At 63.0% G+C, this 15433-nt stretch carries 15 protein-coding genes and 1 riboswitch; of the genes, 7 read left to right on the forward strand and 8 right to left on the reverse strand.

From position 1 onward, the window contains the following. The 4 genes from ACK5NW_RS13080 to ACK5NW_RS13095 all read right to left on the reverse strand — a co-directional run bounded on the left by ACK5NW_RS13080 (window position 1) and on the right by ACK5NW_RS13095 (window position 5118). A complete protein-coding gene (locus ACK5NW_RS13080) occupies window positions 1–906 on the reverse strand; it encodes an ABC transporter substrate-binding protein (protein WP_416928764.1) in 906 nt (301 codons plus the stop codon). Next, window positions 903–1547, reverse strand: a complete 645-nt coding sequence (locus tag ACK5NW_RS13085; protein ID WP_416928766.1) for a bifunctional adenosylcobinamide kinase/adenosylcobinamide-phosphate guanylyltransferase — start codon at window positions 1545–1547, stop codon at window positions 903–905. The genes ACK5NW_RS13080 and ACK5NW_RS13085 overlap by 4 nt, the downstream gene beginning before the upstream one ends. A 19-nt stretch (window positions 1548–1566) precedes the next feature. Next, window positions 1567–3042, reverse strand: coding sequence for a cobyrinate a,c-diamide synthase (locus ACK5NW_RS13090; protein WP_416928768.1), 1476 nt, complete (start codon window positions 3040–3042; stop codon window positions 1567–1569). A 219-nt stretch (window positions 3043–3261) separates the two neighbouring features. Further along, on the reverse strand, window positions 3262–5118 hold the full coding sequence (locus ACK5NW_RS13095; RefSeq protein WP_416928770.1) for a TonB-dependent receptor domain-containing protein: 1857 nt from the start codon (window positions 5116–5118) through the stop codon (window positions 3262–3264). Between the two features lie 90 nt (window positions 5119–5208). Then, a riboswitch (cobalamin riboswitch) is annotated at window positions 5209–5470 on the reverse strand. A gap of 76 nt (window positions 5471–5546) precedes the next feature. Between ACK5NW_RS13095 and ACK5NW_RS13100 the strand changes: the two genes are divergently transcribed. The 6 genes from ACK5NW_RS13100 to ACK5NW_RS13125 all read left to right on the forward strand — a co-directional run bounded on the left by ACK5NW_RS13100 (window position 5547) and on the right by ACK5NW_RS13125 (window position 10385). Further along, on the forward strand, window positions 5547–5801 hold the full coding sequence (locus ACK5NW_RS13100; RefSeq protein ID WP_416928772.1) for a DUF904 domain-containing protein: 255 nt from the start codon (window positions 5547–5549) through the stop codon (window positions 5799–5801). Beyond that, window positions 5798–6124 carry a cell division protein ZapA gene (locus ACK5NW_RS13105; protein WP_416928774.1) on the forward strand — a complete coding sequence of 109 codons (327 nt, stop codon included), beginning with the start codon at window positions 5798–5800 and terminating at the stop codon, window positions 6122–6124. The genes ACK5NW_RS13100 and ACK5NW_RS13105 overlap by 4 nt, the downstream gene beginning before the upstream one ends. Window positions 6125–6638: 514 nt before the next feature. Beyond that, on the forward strand, window positions 6639–7457 hold the full coding sequence (locus ACK5NW_RS13110; RefSeq protein ID WP_416928776.1) for a sulfite exporter TauE/SafE family protein: 819 nt from the start codon (window positions 6639–6641) through the stop codon (window positions 7455–7457). 349 nt (window positions 7458–7806) lie between these two features. Beyond that, window positions 7807–8385, forward strand: coding sequence for a tRNA (adenosine(37)-N6)-threonylcarbamoyltransferase complex ATPase subunit type 1 TsaE (gene tsaE, locus ACK5NW_RS13115; RefSeq protein WP_416928778.1), 579 nt, complete (start codon window positions 7807–7809; stop codon window positions 8383–8385). Continuing rightward, the gene (locus ACK5NW_RS13120) at window positions 8382–9902 is read left to right on the forward strand and encodes an N-acetylmuramoyl-L-alanine amidase (protein ID WP_416928780.1); all 1521 of its coding nucleotides are present in this window, start codon (window positions 8382–8384) and stop codon (window positions 9900–9902) included. The genes tsaE and ACK5NW_RS13120 overlap by 4 nt, the downstream gene beginning before the upstream one ends. Before the next feature lie 36 nt (window positions 9903–9938). Further along, window positions 9939–10385 carry an SRPBCC family protein gene (locus ACK5NW_RS13125; protein ID WP_416928782.1) on the forward strand — a complete coding sequence of 149 codons (447 nt, stop codon included), beginning with the start codon at window positions 9939–9941 and terminating at the stop codon, window positions 10383–10385. 55 nt (window positions 10386–10440) lie between these two features. On the opposite strand, the gene ACK5NW_RS13130 is transcribed toward ACK5NW_RS13125, so the two are convergent. From ACK5NW_RS13130 to ACK5NW_RS13140, 3 genes are all read right to left on the reverse strand, one after another. After that, entirely contained in the window at window positions 10441–10689 is a 249-nt protein-coding gene (locus ACK5NW_RS13130; protein WP_416928784.1) for a GlsB/YeaQ/YmgE family stress response membrane protein, read from the reverse strand. Between the two features lie 109 nt (window positions 10690–10798). Continuing rightward, on the reverse strand, window positions 10799–12850 hold the full coding sequence (abc-f, locus tag ACK5NW_RS13135; protein ID WP_416928786.1) for a ribosomal protection-like ABC-F family protein: 2052 nt from the start codon (window positions 12848–12850) through the stop codon (window positions 10799–10801). Window positions 12851–12902: 52 nt separating this feature from the next. After that, on the reverse strand, window positions 12903–13820 hold the full coding sequence (locus tag ACK5NW_RS13140) for an amino acid ABC transporter substrate-binding protein (RefSeq protein WP_416928788.1): 918 nt from the start codon (window positions 13818–13820) through the stop codon (window positions 12903–12905). A 193-nt stretch (window positions 13821–14013) separates the two neighbouring features. On the opposite strand from ACK5NW_RS13140, the gene ACK5NW_RS13145 reads away from it, so the two are divergent. Continuing rightward, window positions 14014–14682, forward strand: a complete 669-nt coding sequence (locus tag ACK5NW_RS13145) for a DedA family protein (RefSeq protein WP_416928790.1) — start codon at window positions 14014–14016, stop codon at window positions 14680–14682. Between the two features lie 36 nt (window positions 14683–14718). Here ACK5NW_RS13145 and ACK5NW_RS13150 read toward each other — a convergent pair whose 3' ends face one another. Beyond that, a complete protein-coding gene (locus ACK5NW_RS13150) occupies window positions 14719–15315 on the reverse strand; it encodes a peroxidase-related enzyme (RefSeq protein WP_416928792.1) in 597 nt (198 codons plus the stop codon). Window positions 15316–15433: the final 118 nt, after the last annotated feature.

The following is a 15433-nucleotide window of genomic DNA, read 5'->3' on the forward strand; positions in this document are numbered from 1 at the left end:
TCAGTCGGCAGCGGCTGATGGCACGGCGTGGCTGGTTGCACCCGGCCCTGAGGGTGCCATGCGCTCGGCCACGCAACGCGCCATCAGGCGGGCGGCTTCGTCCATGCGCGGGCCTGGACGCACCAGCACGTCGCGCTGGCGGGCGTCGAACGCGCACACGTGGCCATCACGCAATGCCGCCAGCGCGGCCCAGCCAGGGCGGCGCGCCATGTCATTCAGGCTGCGCTGGCTGGCCATGATGAGCTGCGGTGCGGCGCGCACCACCAGCTCAGGGTTGATGCGCGGAAACGGTCCCAAATCAGGCCCGATGACGTTCACCAGGCCCAGCGCCTGCATGGTTTCGCCAATAAAACTGCCGTGTCCGGCCGCGTGCGGCGTGGGGGCCACTTCAAAGTACACCCGCGTGCCGCGCGCGCTGGCGGGCAGTGCCTGTGCGGCGGCGCGAATGCCCTCGCCGATGCGGCGCAGCAGCGCATCGGCCCCGTCCACCTGCAACAACTGGCCCAGCGTGCGCACGATGCGGCGCGCGTCGGCGCTGGTGTGCGGCTCCAGTTGCACCACGCGCAGGCCCAGCGCGCGCAGGCGCACCCCCGCGCGGGACGACACCGACATCACCACCACGTCGGGCTTCAGAGCCACCACCGCCTCCACGCTCGGATCCAGCCCGCCGCCCAGTTGCGGCAAGCGGGCCACGGCCTGCGGCCAGTTGGAATAGCGGTCAACCCCCACCAGGCGCGCGCAGGCATTCAGGGCGCAAATGGTTTCGGTCAGCGACGGCAGCAGGCTGACGATGCGCTGCGGCGGCGCATCGAACCGGGTGGCATGGCCAGTGTCGTCCTGCACCTCGTAGCCGTGCGCGGCCAGGCTGAAAAGCGCGGTCAGACCCCACAACAACCAACGCTTCATGCGGCCGCCCCTTTCAGTGTCAGCGGCAAGCCAGCAGTCATCAGCGTGACGCGCGCGCAAACCGCCGCCACATGTTGATTGAGTGCGCCCAGCGCATCGACGAAGGCGCGCACCTCGCGCCCCAGCGGAATCACGCCCAGACCGATCTCGTTGCCCACCAGCACAATGGGGCCGGGGCAGATGCGAATAGCTTCCAAAAGATGAGCATGTAACTCTTGCCTCAACTGCTCTGAAGGCTGGTTTTGTTGATCAACTTCAGCCCCCTGCCCGCTCGGCGGCATCAGTTGCTGCGTCAGCCACAGGGTCAGGCAATCGACCACACGCAGCGTCTCAGGCCCGCCCGCTTGCACGATGGCGGCGGGCAAATCGTGCGCGGCTTCCCGCGTGGCCAGCCCCGGCACGCGCCGGGCACGGTCTTGTTGGTGGCGGGCGATGCGCTGGCGCATTTCGTCATCGTGCGGCCAGGCGGTGGCGATCAGCACCGCGCGGTGTGTGGGCGCTTGTGCCAGCCAGGCGGCTGCCAGTTGTTCGGCGCGGCGCGATTTGCCGCTTTTTTGGCCACCCAAAATCAGTTCGCTGCGGGCCACGGTCAGGCTATGGGTGTGAATTGATCCCACAGGTTGTTGGACATTGCTTGTCATGGCGGTGGGCGCTGATGCGTCAAGCACCAGAGGTGTCAGAGGTGTTTTTTGCCTGGGATTTTGTCTTGAACAATTCCAACGTGATCAACACGCTGGACGGCAACCAGGCGTGAAAGTAACTGGCACGCACCTGCCCCGTGGGGCCTGCCGCATATATTGGCTCGCCCTGGGTGCGGGCGCTGCCGGGGGCAGGCTCGGTGTAGGCCACAGGCGTCAAGGGCGTGTCAACGACCGAGTAGTGAAAAGTGTGGCCGCGCAACGCGCAGACATGGGACGACGGCTGCCACTGCTGCATGCCCAGCCCGCCCAGACGGCGCTGCATGCGGGTGCGGCCAGGCAGCAGGCCCCACATGGGATACGTCTTGCCGTCAGCAGTTTCGATCTGCTCGAACAAAGCCATCATGCCGCCACATTCGGCCCAGATGGGCCGATCCGCCTGCGCATGGGCATGCAACTGATGGCGCAAATCGGTGCGCGCGGCCAGCACGTGGGCGTGCAACTCAGGGTAGCCGCCGGGCAGCCACAGCGCGTCGCAAGCGGGCAGCGCGTCGCCCGCCAGGGGCGAAAAATACACAACCCGCGCACCCAGGTTCTGAAGGTATTCAATATTGGCAGGGTAAATGAAGGCAAAAGCCGCATCACGGGCCACCGCCACGGTATGGCCTGCCAGCGGCTGGCCTTGGTTTTCCAAGAGGTACAGCAGCAAATCGTCGGGCGCGGCAAAGTCCACCGACCAGCGGGCGCGCCAGTCGTCCAGCGTCATCTGGCCCAGTGGGGTGGCTTGCAGCGCATCGGCGGCGGCGTCCAAACGGGCCAGCGCGGTGGGCAGACCCAGATCGCCCACGGCCACCAGACCCAGGTGGCGCTCGGGCAGGCCCAGCGCATCGCTGCGCGGCAAGTGGCCCAGCCAGTCACTGACCGCTTGCGTTGTCTCCTGTGCCGTGTCTTGCGCTGTCTCTTGTGTTGTCTCCTGCACGGTCGCCTGCACCGCCGCCTGCAACAACGCGGCATGGCCGTCGCTGGCCACGCCGTTGGCCAGCACACCGGCCCAGCGCAGCGCGCCTGCTTCTTGCCGGTAATGGCGCAGGCCATGCACCACCGCACCCAGCGTTTGCGCCATGTGCCCGGCCTGCACCACGGCCAGCACCGGCAAACCAAAGCGGCGCGCCAAGTCGGCCGTGCTGGGTGTGCCGTCATGCAGGCCCATCACGCCTTCGACCAGAATCACATCGCAATCCCTGGCCGCCGCGCGCAGGCGCTCGCGCACATCGTCCTCGCCGACCATCCACAAATCGAGGTTGTCTACCGGCGCATCGCTGGCCAACTGGTGCCACAGCGGATCGAGAAAATCCGGCCCGCACTTGAACACCCGCACCCGGTGGCCGCGCCGCGTCAACAGCCGCGCCAGCGCCGCCGTGACCGTGGTCTTGCCCTGCCCCGACCCCAGCGCAGAAATCAGCAAAACCGGACAGCGCACGCTCACTGCTTTATCCATCGCCCCTCCTCAAAGGCCATGCCAGGAGCCGCCGCGCACGGCCGCCCGAAGCGGTCGGCTCGTCCCCCTTGGGGGAGTCGGCCAGCCCGCGCAGCAAGGCTGGACAGGCAGGGGGCATGTTCCAGAAGCCGCCGCGCACGGCCGCCCGAAGCGGTCGGCTCGTCCCCCTTGGGGGAGTCGGCCAGCCCGCGCAGCAGGGCTGGACAGGCAGGGGGTGCGTCATTTATTCCAGCGCAGACCCACATAAAACGCGCGTCCAGCAGTGTTGTAGTTGCGTGCCAGTTGGTAGTCGCGGTCGGCCACGTTGTCGATGCGCGCCAGCAGCGTCCATTGGCGGGCGATGGTGGTGCTGGCGTACAGATTGACCACGCCGTAACCAGGCAGCCGGTTGGTGTTGGCCGCGTTGTCCCAGCGGTGGCTGGCCGCTTGCATTTCAGCGCCCAGTGTCCAGCCCGCCACGCGGGTATCGGCGTTCAGTTTGAGGATGCGCTTGGCGCGCCGCGCCAGCAGGTTGCCGGTGGAGGCATCGTGCGGATCTTGCAAATCCAGCGAGCCAGACAGATTGACCGGCCCAAGCCGGTGCGCACCCGACAAGGTGACTCCCCGCAGGATCGCGCGGCCCGTGTTTTCATAACAGCCAAAGGCCGATTGACACAAGCCCGCCGCACCAAAGCTGATCAGGTTGGTGACGCGGTTGCGGTAGGCCACCACGCTGAAGCGGCTTTGCTGCTGCGCCCAGTGCAGGCCCAGCTCAAGGTTGCGGCTTTTCTCTGGCGACAGATCGGGGTTGCCGTATTGCGAGAAGCGGTGGTACAGCGTGGGCACCCTGAAGGCGGTGCCGTAAGCGCCGGTGACTCGCCAGCCGGGCGCAAAGCGATAGCCATAGGCCACGCCGCCGGTGGTTTCACCGCCAAACTCACTGTCACGGTCATGCCGCAGGTTGACTTGCAGCGTGTGCGCGCCGCCGGTGTAGCCGTAGCCCAGGGCAAGGGCGTTCTGGTGGCGGCCTTGGTCGATAGGGTCGTTGCGCAGATCGTCTTCACGCCGCTCCAGCGCGGCGGTGAGCAGGTGGCCACCCTGGCGCCATTCGTTTTGGAACAGGACATTGCGCAGTTTGGTTTTGCTCAGGTACGGCGAAGGTTCGGTTTCGTACCGGTGGTCTGATTCGCTGATGGACAGGCGAGTGCTGTAATTGGCCGTCCACTGCGCCGCCCAGTTGGCCCCCAGGGTAGACAGGCGGCTGTTGGACATGTCGTGCAAACCGGGCGTGTAGCCGTCGTATTCAGCCTTGATGTCAGTGTGGGTGCCGGTCAGCTCCAGCCGGTGGTCGCGACTCACTTGCCAGCCCAGGCGGCCACTGGCCGAGCTTTGGCGGTAGCCGTCGTCGTCAGGATTGCCATCGGTTTTGATGTTGTAGCCCCGGCTCACGTCGCGCCCCAGACCCAGCGCGTAATCGACCGCGCCGCTTTGGCCCGACAAACCAGCTTCCAGCTTGCCCGTGCGGTGGTTGCCTGCGCCCACACCCACGTAAGGGCTGAAAGCGCCCTCGCCTTTTTTGGTGAAAATTTGCACCACACCCGCCACGGCGTCAGAGCCGTACACCGCTGCCGCCGCGCCGCGCACGATCTCGATGCGCTCAATCTGCCCCAGCGCAATCGTCTCCCATGGCGCGCCGCCAGTGGCCTGCGTATCCAACCGCACGCCGTCAATGTACACCGCCGTAAAGCGGCTTTCTGCACCACGAATGAACAAACTGGTGCTGGTGCCGGGGCCGCCGTTGCGCGACAGCTCCAGCCCCGCCTGGCGTTGCAGCAAATCGGCAATGTTGACCGCGCCGCTGTCGCGGATTTGCTGCTCGCCAAGCACCGTCACGTCGGCCAGCACATCGGTCAACGGCTGCGCCACGCGGGTGGCGGTGACCATCGATTCTGGCAACGTGGCAGCCTCGGCAGGCTGAACAGCCGCCCCACTGGTTTGAGCGTGCGCAGCCGCCATTGCAAAAAGCGCACAGGGGAACGCACAGGACAAAGCCAGCGGTCGAGCCGCTGATCGAAACAACACTATGGAATTTTTCATGACAAGAAAAGCACAAAGCACAACCCCGTGCCGGCTTCCCCGCCAGCGAATGGAGTGAAATGACTGCATTGCGACTCTGTTGAAGACCGCAGCGCAAGCCGCCTTGTTGGCCGGTATCCGGGCTGACGGACATGGCTTCTTGGGTGCCTCGCCTTCCCGGCCCAAAATAGCCAGTGGCTGTGTGAGGCTGAAGCCGGTGCCTTGATGGACAGATCAAAGACACCATCCGCTTACCGTTGCGGGGGCAGCGCAGGTTAGGCGCCCTGATAGCCGGGCTGGCCCTCCTGCTTCCCGTTGAACTGCGGCTGTGCGAGACCCACAGCGCGCGAGCACCAACGCCGCGCATTGTAATGGCGTGTAAAGAGACCGCGCGCCGCACCCTACAATCAGGCCATCCAGTCAGACCCGTCCGACGATTCGTGCCCCCTATGACGAACCCGCCTCTTATTGAACAAATTTCCGAGCGCGTCGAGCGCCTGCTCGTGCGCCATGAAGAACTGCACCGCACCAACGCGCTGCTGACGCAGCAGGTGCAGGCGCTGACGCACGAGCGCGACAACCTCAAATCTCGCCTGATGGCCGCACGCGCGCGGGTGGACGCGCTGATCGAGCGGCTGCCCACCAGCGCCCAGACACCTGAGCCTGATGCCCACGGCCACGACCCGGAGCACCCTGCACCATGAAGCAACTGGAAGTCAAAATCATGGGTCAGGGCTACCTGCTGGGCTGCCCCGACGGCGGCGAAGACCACCTGCGCGATGCGGTGCTCAAAGTCGATGCCGCAATGAGCAAGATCCGCGACGCGGGCAAGATCAAAGCACGTGACCGCATCGCCGTGCTGGCCGCACTGAATCTGGCCTTTGAGCTGGCCGACCAGTCCAGCGCCCCGCCCCCTGAAGCCGCCCCGGGCGCTGCACCCGCCCTGAGCACCAGCGACCACACCACCTTGAATACCCTGCTGACCCGGCTTGATCAGGCACTGGGCGACGATGGTCGGCTGCTCTGAGTCAGCATCACGATACGCGGCCAAACGTACCCACGCCACGTCACAATCCGTCACACTGACCCCGCACCGCCAGCCCAATGCACGCGTGATTGGGGATCCCCCGGCCGCCAGTGCGTACGCCCCCGCACCGCAAGGGGGAAGGCGCTTCAGCGCCACAGGAGGGTAAAATTGCCCTCGTCTGCGGTGCATGCCGGGCTTTATATTTCCTTGAACCAATGCTCCTATGAGCCAGGGCCTGGAACATCGTTTGGTCAGCGTGATCGTCTCGCGTCAGATGAACCCAAGACCATTCTGACCTCGCCCACCTGAACCCCCGCGTTCAGGATGACGGTCCGGTGGCATTCGCAGACACCTCATTTCGCGTTCTCCCTGTGGCGCTGCCGCGCCGCCCTCCTTTCGACAAGGCGCAACAACGCCGACGGTCGGCACAAGCCCGGCCACGGCGTTCGCTGGACTGGCGTGCGCTGCGGCCTTCTTGCTTATTCTGTTTTTTGCACCTGCGGCGACCCCCACCATGCCTATCGAACCACCCGTGATTCTTGAACTTGCCGCGCTGGGCTTGGCAGGTGGCTTTCTGGCCGGGCTGCTGGGCATTGGCGGCGGCATGATTTTGGTGCCATTCACCACCGCCATACTCACAGGACGTGGCGTCGCGCCGGGGCTGGCAGTCAAGATGGCGATTGCCACTTCGATGGCCACCATCGTCTTTACCTCCATCAGCAGCGTGCGCGCGCACCACAAGCGCGGCGCGGTGCGCTGGGACATCATCAAGCGCCTGGCCCCCGGCATTGTGCTGGGGGCCATGGTGGCCAGCCTGGGCGTGTTTGCTCTGCTCAAAGGCGCTGCGCTGTATTTTGTGTTTGGCGGTTTCGTGACGTTTTCAGCCATGCAGATGTACCTGGACAAAAAACCCGCCGCATCGCGCCAGTTGCCCGGCACTGCGGGCTTGCTGGGCGCAGGCGGAGTGATCGGCTTTCTGTCCGGCCTGGTGGGCGCAGGCGGGGGCTTTGCATCGGTGCCTTTCATGACCTGGTGCAACGTGGCCATCCACAACGCGGTGGCCACCAGCGCGGGGCTGGGCTTTCCCATCGCGCTGGCCAACGTGGCGGGCTACATCATGGCGGGCCTGAAGTTGACGGATTTGCCGCCACATTCACTGGGTTATGTGTGGCTGCCTGCGCTGCTGGTGCTGGCCAGTTGCAGTGTGCTGATGGCCCCACTGGGCGCCAAGGTCGCACATGCCCTGCCGGTGAAAAAGCTCAAACGCGCCTTCGCCGCCGTGCTGGTGGCTTTGGCCGCTTACATGCTTTACAAGGGCGTACAGGCGCTTTGACGCGGGCGAGCGCGCCTGCAGCTTCATGCCAAGCACTGTGGCGCACAGTGCGGTTCGACCCCTGTGCAAACCCCTCTTTTCTGATTGATTAAGACAAATAAAGACTTTTATATCAATAAGTTAGATCAAATTTAGCGAAATCATAGGAACTATGGCGCGCAACCATGTTCCATCAAGCTGTTCAGATGTGATTTAACCGCCAACTCGTTGACCTGTATAAGGTTTATCATCAAAACTGTTGACGGAACGTGGCATTCGCTATCAGAATAAAAGCGTGCAGCGCTTATCCAGCCAGCGTCCATTGTCAAAAACCATGTTGTTTGTCCGCTGTTTCACCACACCCCAACAGATGACACGTGCCAGACACCTGCCATCTGTACGGCTCAGAGCTGCACGCTGCTGCCCTGCACGACAGCATGTCCGCATTTCACCGATTTCCACCGCCATGACCTCGCCCATCCGCCTGATCTGGCTGCATGAAGCCGATACCGCCGCCTTCGCCCAGCGCTTGGCAGCGCAGCCTGCATTGCGCCAGTTGTACATCGCGCTGCACGGCGATCTGGGCGCAGGCAAAACCACTTTGGTGCGTCACCTGTTGCGCGCGCTGGGTGTCACGGGCCGCATCAAAAGCCCCACCTATGCGGTGCTGGAGCCACACGAAACACCCGACGGCCTGGCGGTGTCGCATTTTGATTTCTACCGCTTCAACGACCCACGCGAGTGGGCCGATGCAGGCTTTCGTGACGTGTTCGCCGCCCCTGGCCTGAAGCTGGCCGAGTGGCCTGAAAAAGCCGCCACCGTGTTGCCCATGCCCGATCTGGCACTCCAGCTGTCGGTGTCGCCTGGCGATGACAGCACCCGCATCGTCGAGCTGTCAGCACACACAGCTGCGGGCCAACAACTTTTGACGGAGGTGCTGGCCACATGACCCTGCCGCCCATTCCTCAACACCCGCCCCCGGCACTCAAGCGCCGCACTTTGCTGCAAGGCGGCAGTCTGGTGCTGCTGCTGGGCCGCGCCCATATTGCACGCGGCGCAGGCATTGTGGCCGTGCGGATCTGGCCCGCAGAAGATTACACCCGCGTGACCATCGAATCCGACGCGGCGCTGAAAACCTCGCACCTGATGGTCAGCTCGCCGCCCCGGCTGGCGGTCGACATCACCGGGCTGGATCTGAACCCCGCGCTGCGCGAGTTGGTGGCCAAGGTGCGCGCCGATGACCCCAATATCGCCGGCATCCGTGTGGGCCAGAACGCCCCCAGCGTGGTGCGGCTGGTGATCGACCTCAAACACACCATCAACCCGCAGGTGTTCAGCCTGACGCCCGTGGCCAGCTACAAGCACCGCCTGGTGTTCGACATGTACCCGGCCAACCCCCCCGACCCGTTGGAAACCCTGATCGCCGAACGCATGAAAGAGCTGGGTACCAACAACGCGGCCCCACAAGATGGCCCCGACTCGCTGGGCGATTTGATCGCCCGTCAGATCGAGCGCGCCAACAGCGCCGTGCGCGGCAATGACGCCACCGTGGTGGCCAGCGCCAGCCCGCCGCCACCAGCTCCTGCACCCCGCCCAGCCGCCAAAGCCCCCGCACCGTCCCCTGCGCCATCGCGCAGTCCGGCACCCATGCCTGAATCAGGCGACGGCGGCCACAGCGACTTTGGCAGCGCCAGCGTTGCGCCACCGGCTCCAGCGCGCAGCACATCTCCGGCAGGCCGCACTGATCGCCTGATCATCGTGGCCATCGATCCCGGCCACGGCGGCGAAGACCCCGGTGCCATTGGCCCCAGCGGCACGTATGAAAAAGACGTGGTGCTGCAAATCGCCCTCAAGCTGCGCGATCGCATCAACCGCACCACGGTCGCGGGCAGCCCCATGCGCGCCTTTTTGACGCGCGATGCGGACTTTTTTGTCCCCCTCAAAACCCGGGTCGAAAAAGCCCGCCGTGTACGCGCCGATTTGTTCGTCAGCATCCACGCCGACGCCTTCATGCGCCCGGAGGCCAATGGTGCCAGCGTGTACGCACTGAGCGAGCGCGGCGCTTCCAGCACCGCTGCGCGCTGGCTGGCCCAAAAGGAAAACGACGCCGACCTGATTGGCGGCGTCAACGTGGACGAGCAAGACACCCACGTCCAGCGTGCCCTGCTGGACATGAGCACCACGGTGCAAATCCGCGACAGCCTGCGCCTGGGCGGTGCCATGCTGGGGGCCATTGGCGGTGTGGGCAGGCTGCACAAGCCCAGCGTCGAGCGCGCCAACTTCGCCGTGCTGCGCTCACCCGACGTGCCCAGCGTGCTGGTGGAAACCGCCTTCATCAGCAACCCCAGCGAAGAAAAACGTCTGCGCAGCAGCAACTATCAGAACCAACTGGCCAATGCGCTGACCAGCGGCATCAAGAAATACTTTGCCGCCAACCCGCCGCTGGCGCGCAGCCGTCAAATCTGAAGCGCAGCCCCGCGCATCCACCTGAGCCAACGCGCTATGCACCCACGCACCGTCCAGTTTCACCGGGTGCTGCGCGCTCCACCGCAAAAAATCTACCGCGCCTTCACAGAAAGCCCGGCGCTGGCCAAGTGGCTGCCGCCATTCGGCTTTACCTGCACAGTGGAGCATTTGCAGGCGCGTGTGGGGGGCACTTTTCGCATGGCCTTTCACAACTTCGGCAACGGCCACAGCCATGCCTTTGGCGGTGAATACCTGGAACTGGTGCCGCACGAGCGTATCCGCTACACCGACCGCTTTGACGATGCGGGTCTGCCCGGCGTGATGGAGGTCACGGTACAACTCCAGGCCGTGATTTGTGGCACCGATCTGAGTGTGGTGCAAAGCGGCATCCCCGAGGCGATTCCGCTGGAGATGTGCACGCTGGGCTGGCAAGAGTCGCTGACCCAACTGGCCTGGCTGGTAGAACCTGACATTGCAGGCTGACGCACAAAGCAGCGCGCCCGCTTGAAGCGGGCGCGTACCAAGGCTTCAAAGAAGGTCAGCGCTTTTTGGTCGCCAGCCCGTAGACAAACAGCACCACGATGGCACCGATGACCGAGGCAATCCAGCCCACCGGCGTGCCCGCGGCATACAGGCCCAGCGCTGCACCGCCATAGCTGGCCACCACCGACCCCACAATGCCCAGCACCGTGGTCATGATCATGCCCATGCTCTGCGTGCCGGGCATGATGGCGCGTGCAATCAGGCCGACGATGAAACCGACGACGATGGCGCTGATGATGCTCATTATGGTGAAATCCTTCCTGAAAAAAGACGCAGACCGGGCGCTGCGTACGGGCGGGACTGTAACCCGGTTGCGGCGCTGCTGCTGGTCAAAGGGAATTTGCAGCAACCATTCAGGACGCAGGTGCCAATTCCAGCGCGTCAATGTCGCTCGACAGCTGCAACCACTCGTCTTCCAGCGCGGCCAACTCGTCGCCTACGGCTTTCAGTCGCCTGCCAGACTCGGCAATGGCTTCAGGCGGCATGGGCTGGCTCAGGCGCTGCTCCAGATCAGTCCGTTCGTCGCTCAGAGCCTGCATACGTTGTTCGGCTTGCGCCAAGGCACGTTTGAGCGGACGGGTTTTTTCGGCCAGTTGCTGGCGACGCTGCGCCTGCAAGCGGCGTTGTTCGGCGGGATTGATGGAAGCTTGAGCATCAAATTGATTGCTGGCGCTTGCTGGTAAATCACTATCAGCTATTGACTTTGAAGCTATTAACTTTGAAGCACCAGAGGCCTCGCGCAAGCGCTTGGCCTCGTCCATCAAATAGCGTTGATAGTCTTGCAAATCACCGTCAAAGGGTTCCACCTGGCCGCGCGCAACCAGCCAGAATTCGTCACACACGCTGCGCAGCAAGGCGCGGTCGTGGCTGACCAGCATCAACGTGCCTTCAAACTCGTTCAGTGCCACGGCCAGCGCCTCGCGCGTGTTCAGATCGAGGTGGTTGGTGGGTTCATCCAGCAGCAGCAGATTGGGGCGCTGCCAAACGATCATGGCCAGCACCAGGCGGGCTTTTTCACCACCGCTGAACTGCCCTACAGGCTGCACGACCATCTCGCCAGGAAAATTGAAGGTGCCCAGAAAATTGCGCAGCTGCTGCTCGCGCGCAGCTTCAGCACTGTCTTGCCCCGTCTCGCGTGCCAGCCGCACCATGTGTTCCAGCGGCGTGTCTTGCGGACGCAGCACATCCAGCTCTTGCTGGGCAAAGTAGCCGATGCTCAAACCCTTGCCTTCCGTCAACTTGCCACCCAGCAACGGCAGCGTGCGTGCCACGGTTTTGACAAAGGTTGATTTGCCCTGCCCATTGGCCCCCAGAATGCCAATGCGCTGGCCTGCCAGCACGGTGCAGCCCACGCCTTGCAAGATGATGCGGTTTGCTTTGTCACGCACCTCTGAGTTATTGGCGCTATTTTCAGTAGCCTCTTGTGTATCTTGCGCCCGGTAGCCAAACACGCCATCGGTGACGGACAGCATCGGGTTGGGCAGGCTGGCAGGTTCTTTGAACTCGAACTGAAAGTCCGCCGCCATCAACACCGGGGCGATGCGCTCCATGCGCTCCAGCGCCTTGACGCGGCTTTGCGCCTGACGGGCCTTGGTGGCCTTGGCTTTGAAGCGGTCGATGAACTTTTGCAGGTGCGCAATCTTGTCCTGCTGCTTGGCAAAAGCCGCTTGTTGCAGCGTGAGCTGCTGCGCCCGCAACTCTTCAAATGCGCTGTAGTTGCCGCCGTAGCGCGTCAAGCGCCCGCCTTCAATGTGCAAAGTCACGCGCGTCACCGCATCCAGAAACTCGCGGTCGTGGCTGATGACGATCAGCGTGCCGGGGTAGCGCGCCAGCCAGCTTTCCAGCCACACGAGCGCGTCCAGATCGAGGTGGTTGGTGGGTTCGTCCAGCAGCAGCAAATCGCTGGGAGCCATCAGCGCGCGCGCCAGTTGCAGGCGCATGCGCCAGCCGCCTGAAAAACTGTTGACGGGCAAGCGCAATTGCTCAGGTTTGAAGCCCAGGCCCAGAATCAGCGCCTCAGCCCGTGCGTGGGCATCGTGCGCACCCGCGTCGTGCAAATCGCTGTGGGCTTGGGCGATGGCCATACCGTCGCCGGATTGTTCGGCTTGTTGAAGCTGCTGGCGCAGTTGCATCAAGCGCTCGTCACCGGCCACAACGAAGTCAGCAGCGGCATCGGCCACCTCAGGCATGTGCTGCGCCACCTGGGCCATGCGCCAGGCAGCCGGCATGAAAAAATCGCCACTGTCTTCGTGCAGCGTGCCATTGAGCAGCGCCAGCAGCGTGGATTTGCCCGCGCCATTGCGGCCCACCAGGCCGACTTGTTCGCCCGGATGGATGGTGACGCAAGCGCCATCAAGCAGCACCTTGGTGCCACGGCGCAGAGTGAGGTTTTGGAGTGTGATCACGACAGCGCAGGATTATCGCTGCGCTGTGGCGACCCACTGTCGCAGCCTGTGTTTACAGCACCGTCCAGTCGGTCACGAACGGGCTGGGGCGGCGGAAAGCGTCGTTGAGCAGCACGCCGGGTGACACGTCGAGCGAATAGCCCCGGCCAGGCAACGACTCTTGAAACCACTTGCGATAAATCTGGCGCGCCGCGCCATTGCGGAACAACTCGGTCATGCCTTCCACCACCACGGCCTGGAAGCCGGGTGAACTTTTGGGCACGATCACGGCCAGAGGTTCCACCGACAGCGCGGGGCCAACCACTTTGACCGCATCTTTGAGCGCCTTGGCCTGGTCGTGGAGCACGATGTCGTCAGAAACGAAAGCGTCTGCGCGGCCATCCAGGACGGCCTTGGCCCCGTCCATGGTGTTGGCCACAGGAACGACCGTGATGTCAGTGCCTGCGGCCTTGCGCCGCTCGACAATGACTTGCCCTGTCGAGCCATTTTCAACCGCTACGCGCTGCCCGCCCATTTGCGATACCAAGGTGCGCGTATCGTCTTTGCGCACCATCATCTTGGCCCCGGCGTAGTAATACGCCAGCCCGAAGGCAGCGCGCTCCCGCCGTGGTTTGGAATTGGTGGTGTCGGCGCATTCCATATGAATTTGACCGTCGATGATGCGGTCAAAGCGCTCTGCGGCTGTGACCGGGACGAACTTCACCTGAAGGTTGGTGAGCTTCAGATGGTTCTGAATGCGCGGGATCAAGGCTCGGCAAAGGTCAATGGAATAGCCGATGGGCTGATCACTGTTGCCGCTGGCGTAGGAAAAAGGCGCAGCGGTCGCCCTGTAGCCGATGTTGATGACACCTGACTGCTGAATTTTGGCGAGGGTGGGGTCTTGTTGCGCCCACGCAGGGAAGCTGAACGCAAAGGCAGCGATCAGCGCAGCCTTCGCAGGAGCTATCCATGTCAAACGAAATTGATTCATCACAATGCCATCCATGTCAGTCAGAGGTAACCGTCCAATTGTGAGGATGCATGTGTCTGTTTGTATATTTGACTCCATTGTTGCTGGCATGCGCGCAAGAAATTTTTCACAACTCGGCAATTCGTGCACCCACGCGACGCACTTCAGGCTAATAGCTGCGCGTTGTCGCTGTTCATGGCGATAATGCGCCTCCATGGAACTTTTGATGCAGTTGGTCGATTTCATCTTGCACGTCGACCGGTATTTGGGGGCATTTGTGCAGCAGTACGGCGCGTGGGTGTATGCGCTGCTGTTTTTCATCGTGTTTGTCGAAACCGGCGTGGTGGTGATGCCGTTTTTACCCGGCGATTCACTGCTGTTCGTAGTGGGGGCGCTGGCCGGGGCCGGGCATTTGAGTTATCCGCTGGCTTGCGTGGTATTGCTGGTAGCGGCCATTGGGGGTGATCAGTGCAACTACAGCATCGGGCGCTACTTTGGCCCCAAGGTATTCCAGTGGGAAAACTCGCGTCTGTTCAATCGCAAGGCGTTTGACCGCGCGCATGAGTTTTATGAACGCTATGGCGGCGTCACCGTGATTCTGGCCCGCTTCATGCCGTTTATCCGCACCTTCGTGCCCTTTGTGGCGGGCGTAGCCGAGATGCGCCGCACCCCATTCACCTTGTTCAACGTGGTGGGTGCACTGATCTGGGTATTGGGTCTGGTGACAGCGGGCTACCTGTTTGGCAACTTGCCCTGGGTGCAAACGCATTTGAGCAAAATCATCTGGGGGCTGATCCTGGTGCCTGGTCTGATCGCCATTTTTGGTGCCTGGAAGGCGTCACGGACCGAGAAACAACGCGCACCGGCAGAGCCAGCGAAGTAACGCGCTTGGATCAGCCCATTGGCTGAATGCGCTGAATCAGCCCGTGCTTTTTTCGCGCGGCACCCTTCCCATCAGATAGAACTCAGGGTTGGGCAACATGCCGCTGAAGCTGGCAATTCGGTTGGACAAGCCGAAAAAGGCGGTGATGGCAGCGATGTCCCAAATGTCTTCGTCGTGAAAACCGTGTTCGTACAGGTCATGAAAGTCGCCGTCGCTGATTTCGTGTGAACGCTCGCAAACCTTCATGGCGAAGTCGAGCATGGCGCGCTGGCGCTCGGTGATGTCGGATGCCTTGCGGTAATTGACAGCCACCTGGTCGGCCACCAGGGGCTTTTTTTCATAGATACGCAACAGTGCACCGTGCGCCACCACGCAATACAGACACTGGTTGGCGGCGCTGGTGGCAGTGACGATCATCTCGCGATCGCCTTTGGTCAGGTTGCTGGTGCGGCCCGCACTTTCTGGCTCCATCAGGGCGTCGTGATACGCGAAGAAGGCACGCCATTCGGCCGGTCGGCGTGCCAGCCCCAAGAACACATTAGGCACAAACCCGGCTTTTTTCTGTACTTCAAGTACTTTGGCCTTGATGTCGTCGGGCAAGGTGTTGATGTCGGCCAGGGGGTAACGGCTCATGGTGATCTCCTGTAGGGTGATATCAGCCACTCATTATGGGTACGTCAGCCACGCGCTGCGTCGCCTGCGTGTCTGACGTGTCAATATCCGCACCGGCACCCTCAACGTGCGGCAACCA

Source organism: Ottowia sp., assembly GCF_047975795.1.
In the GTDB taxonomy this organism is placed as follows: Bacteria; Pseudomonadota; Gammaproteobacteria; order Burkholderiales; family Burkholderiaceae_C; genus Ottowia.

Coding starts and splice junctions, on each gene's coding strand:
- ACK5NW_RS13100 (WP_416928772.1), top strand. CDS start 5,547: ATGACGAACCCGCCTCTTATTGAACAAATTTCCGAGCGCGTCGAGCGC.
- ACK5NW_RS13105 (WP_416928774.1), top strand. CDS start 5,798: ATGAAGCAACTGGAAGTCAAAATCATGGGTCAGGGCTACCTGCTGGGC.
- ACK5NW_RS13150 (WP_416928792.1), bottom strand. CDS start 15,315: ATGAGCCGTTACCCCCTGGCCGACATCAACACCTTGCCCGACGACATC.
- ACK5NW_RS13120 (WP_416928780.1), top strand. CDS start 8,382: ATGACCCTGCCGCCCATTCCTCAACACCCGCCCCCGGCACTCAAGCGC.
- ACK5NW_RS13110 (WP_416928776.1), top strand. CDS start 6,639: ATGCCTATCGAACCACCCGTGATTCTTGAACTTGCCGCGCTGGGCTTG.
- ACK5NW_RS13130 (WP_416928784.1), bottom strand. CDS start 10,689: ATGAGCATCATCAGCGCCATCGTCGTCGGTTTCATCGTCGGCCTGATT.
- ACK5NW_RS13080 (WP_416928764.1), bottom strand. CDS start 906: ATGAAGCGTTGGTTGTTGTGGGGTCTGACCGCGCTTTTCAGCCTGGCC.
- tsaE (WP_416928778.1), top strand. CDS start 7,807: ATGACACGTGCCAGACACCTGCCATCTGTACGGCTCAGAGCTGCACGC.
- ACK5NW_RS13085 (WP_416928766.1), bottom strand. CDS start 1,547: ATGACAAGCAATGTCCAACAACCTGTGGGATCAATTCACACCCATAGC.
- ACK5NW_RS13125 (WP_416928782.1), top strand. CDS start 9,939: ATGCACCCACGCACCGTCCAGTTTCACCGGGTGCTGCGCGCTCCACCG.
- ACK5NW_RS13095 (WP_416928770.1), bottom strand. CDS start 5,118: ATGAAAAATTCCATAGTGTTGTTTCGATCAGCGGCTCGACCGCTGGCT.
- ACK5NW_RS13090 (WP_416928768.1), bottom strand. CDS start 3,042: ATGGATAAAGCAGTGAGCGTGCGCTGTCCGGTTTTGCTGATTTCTGCG.
- ACK5NW_RS13140 (WP_416928788.1), bottom strand. CDS start 13,820: ATGAATCAATTTCGTTTGACATGGATAGCTCCTGCGAAGGCTGCGCTG.
- ACK5NW_RS13145 (WP_416928790.1), top strand. CDS start 14,014: ATGGAACTTTTGATGCAGTTGGTCGATTTCATCTTGCACGTCGACCGG.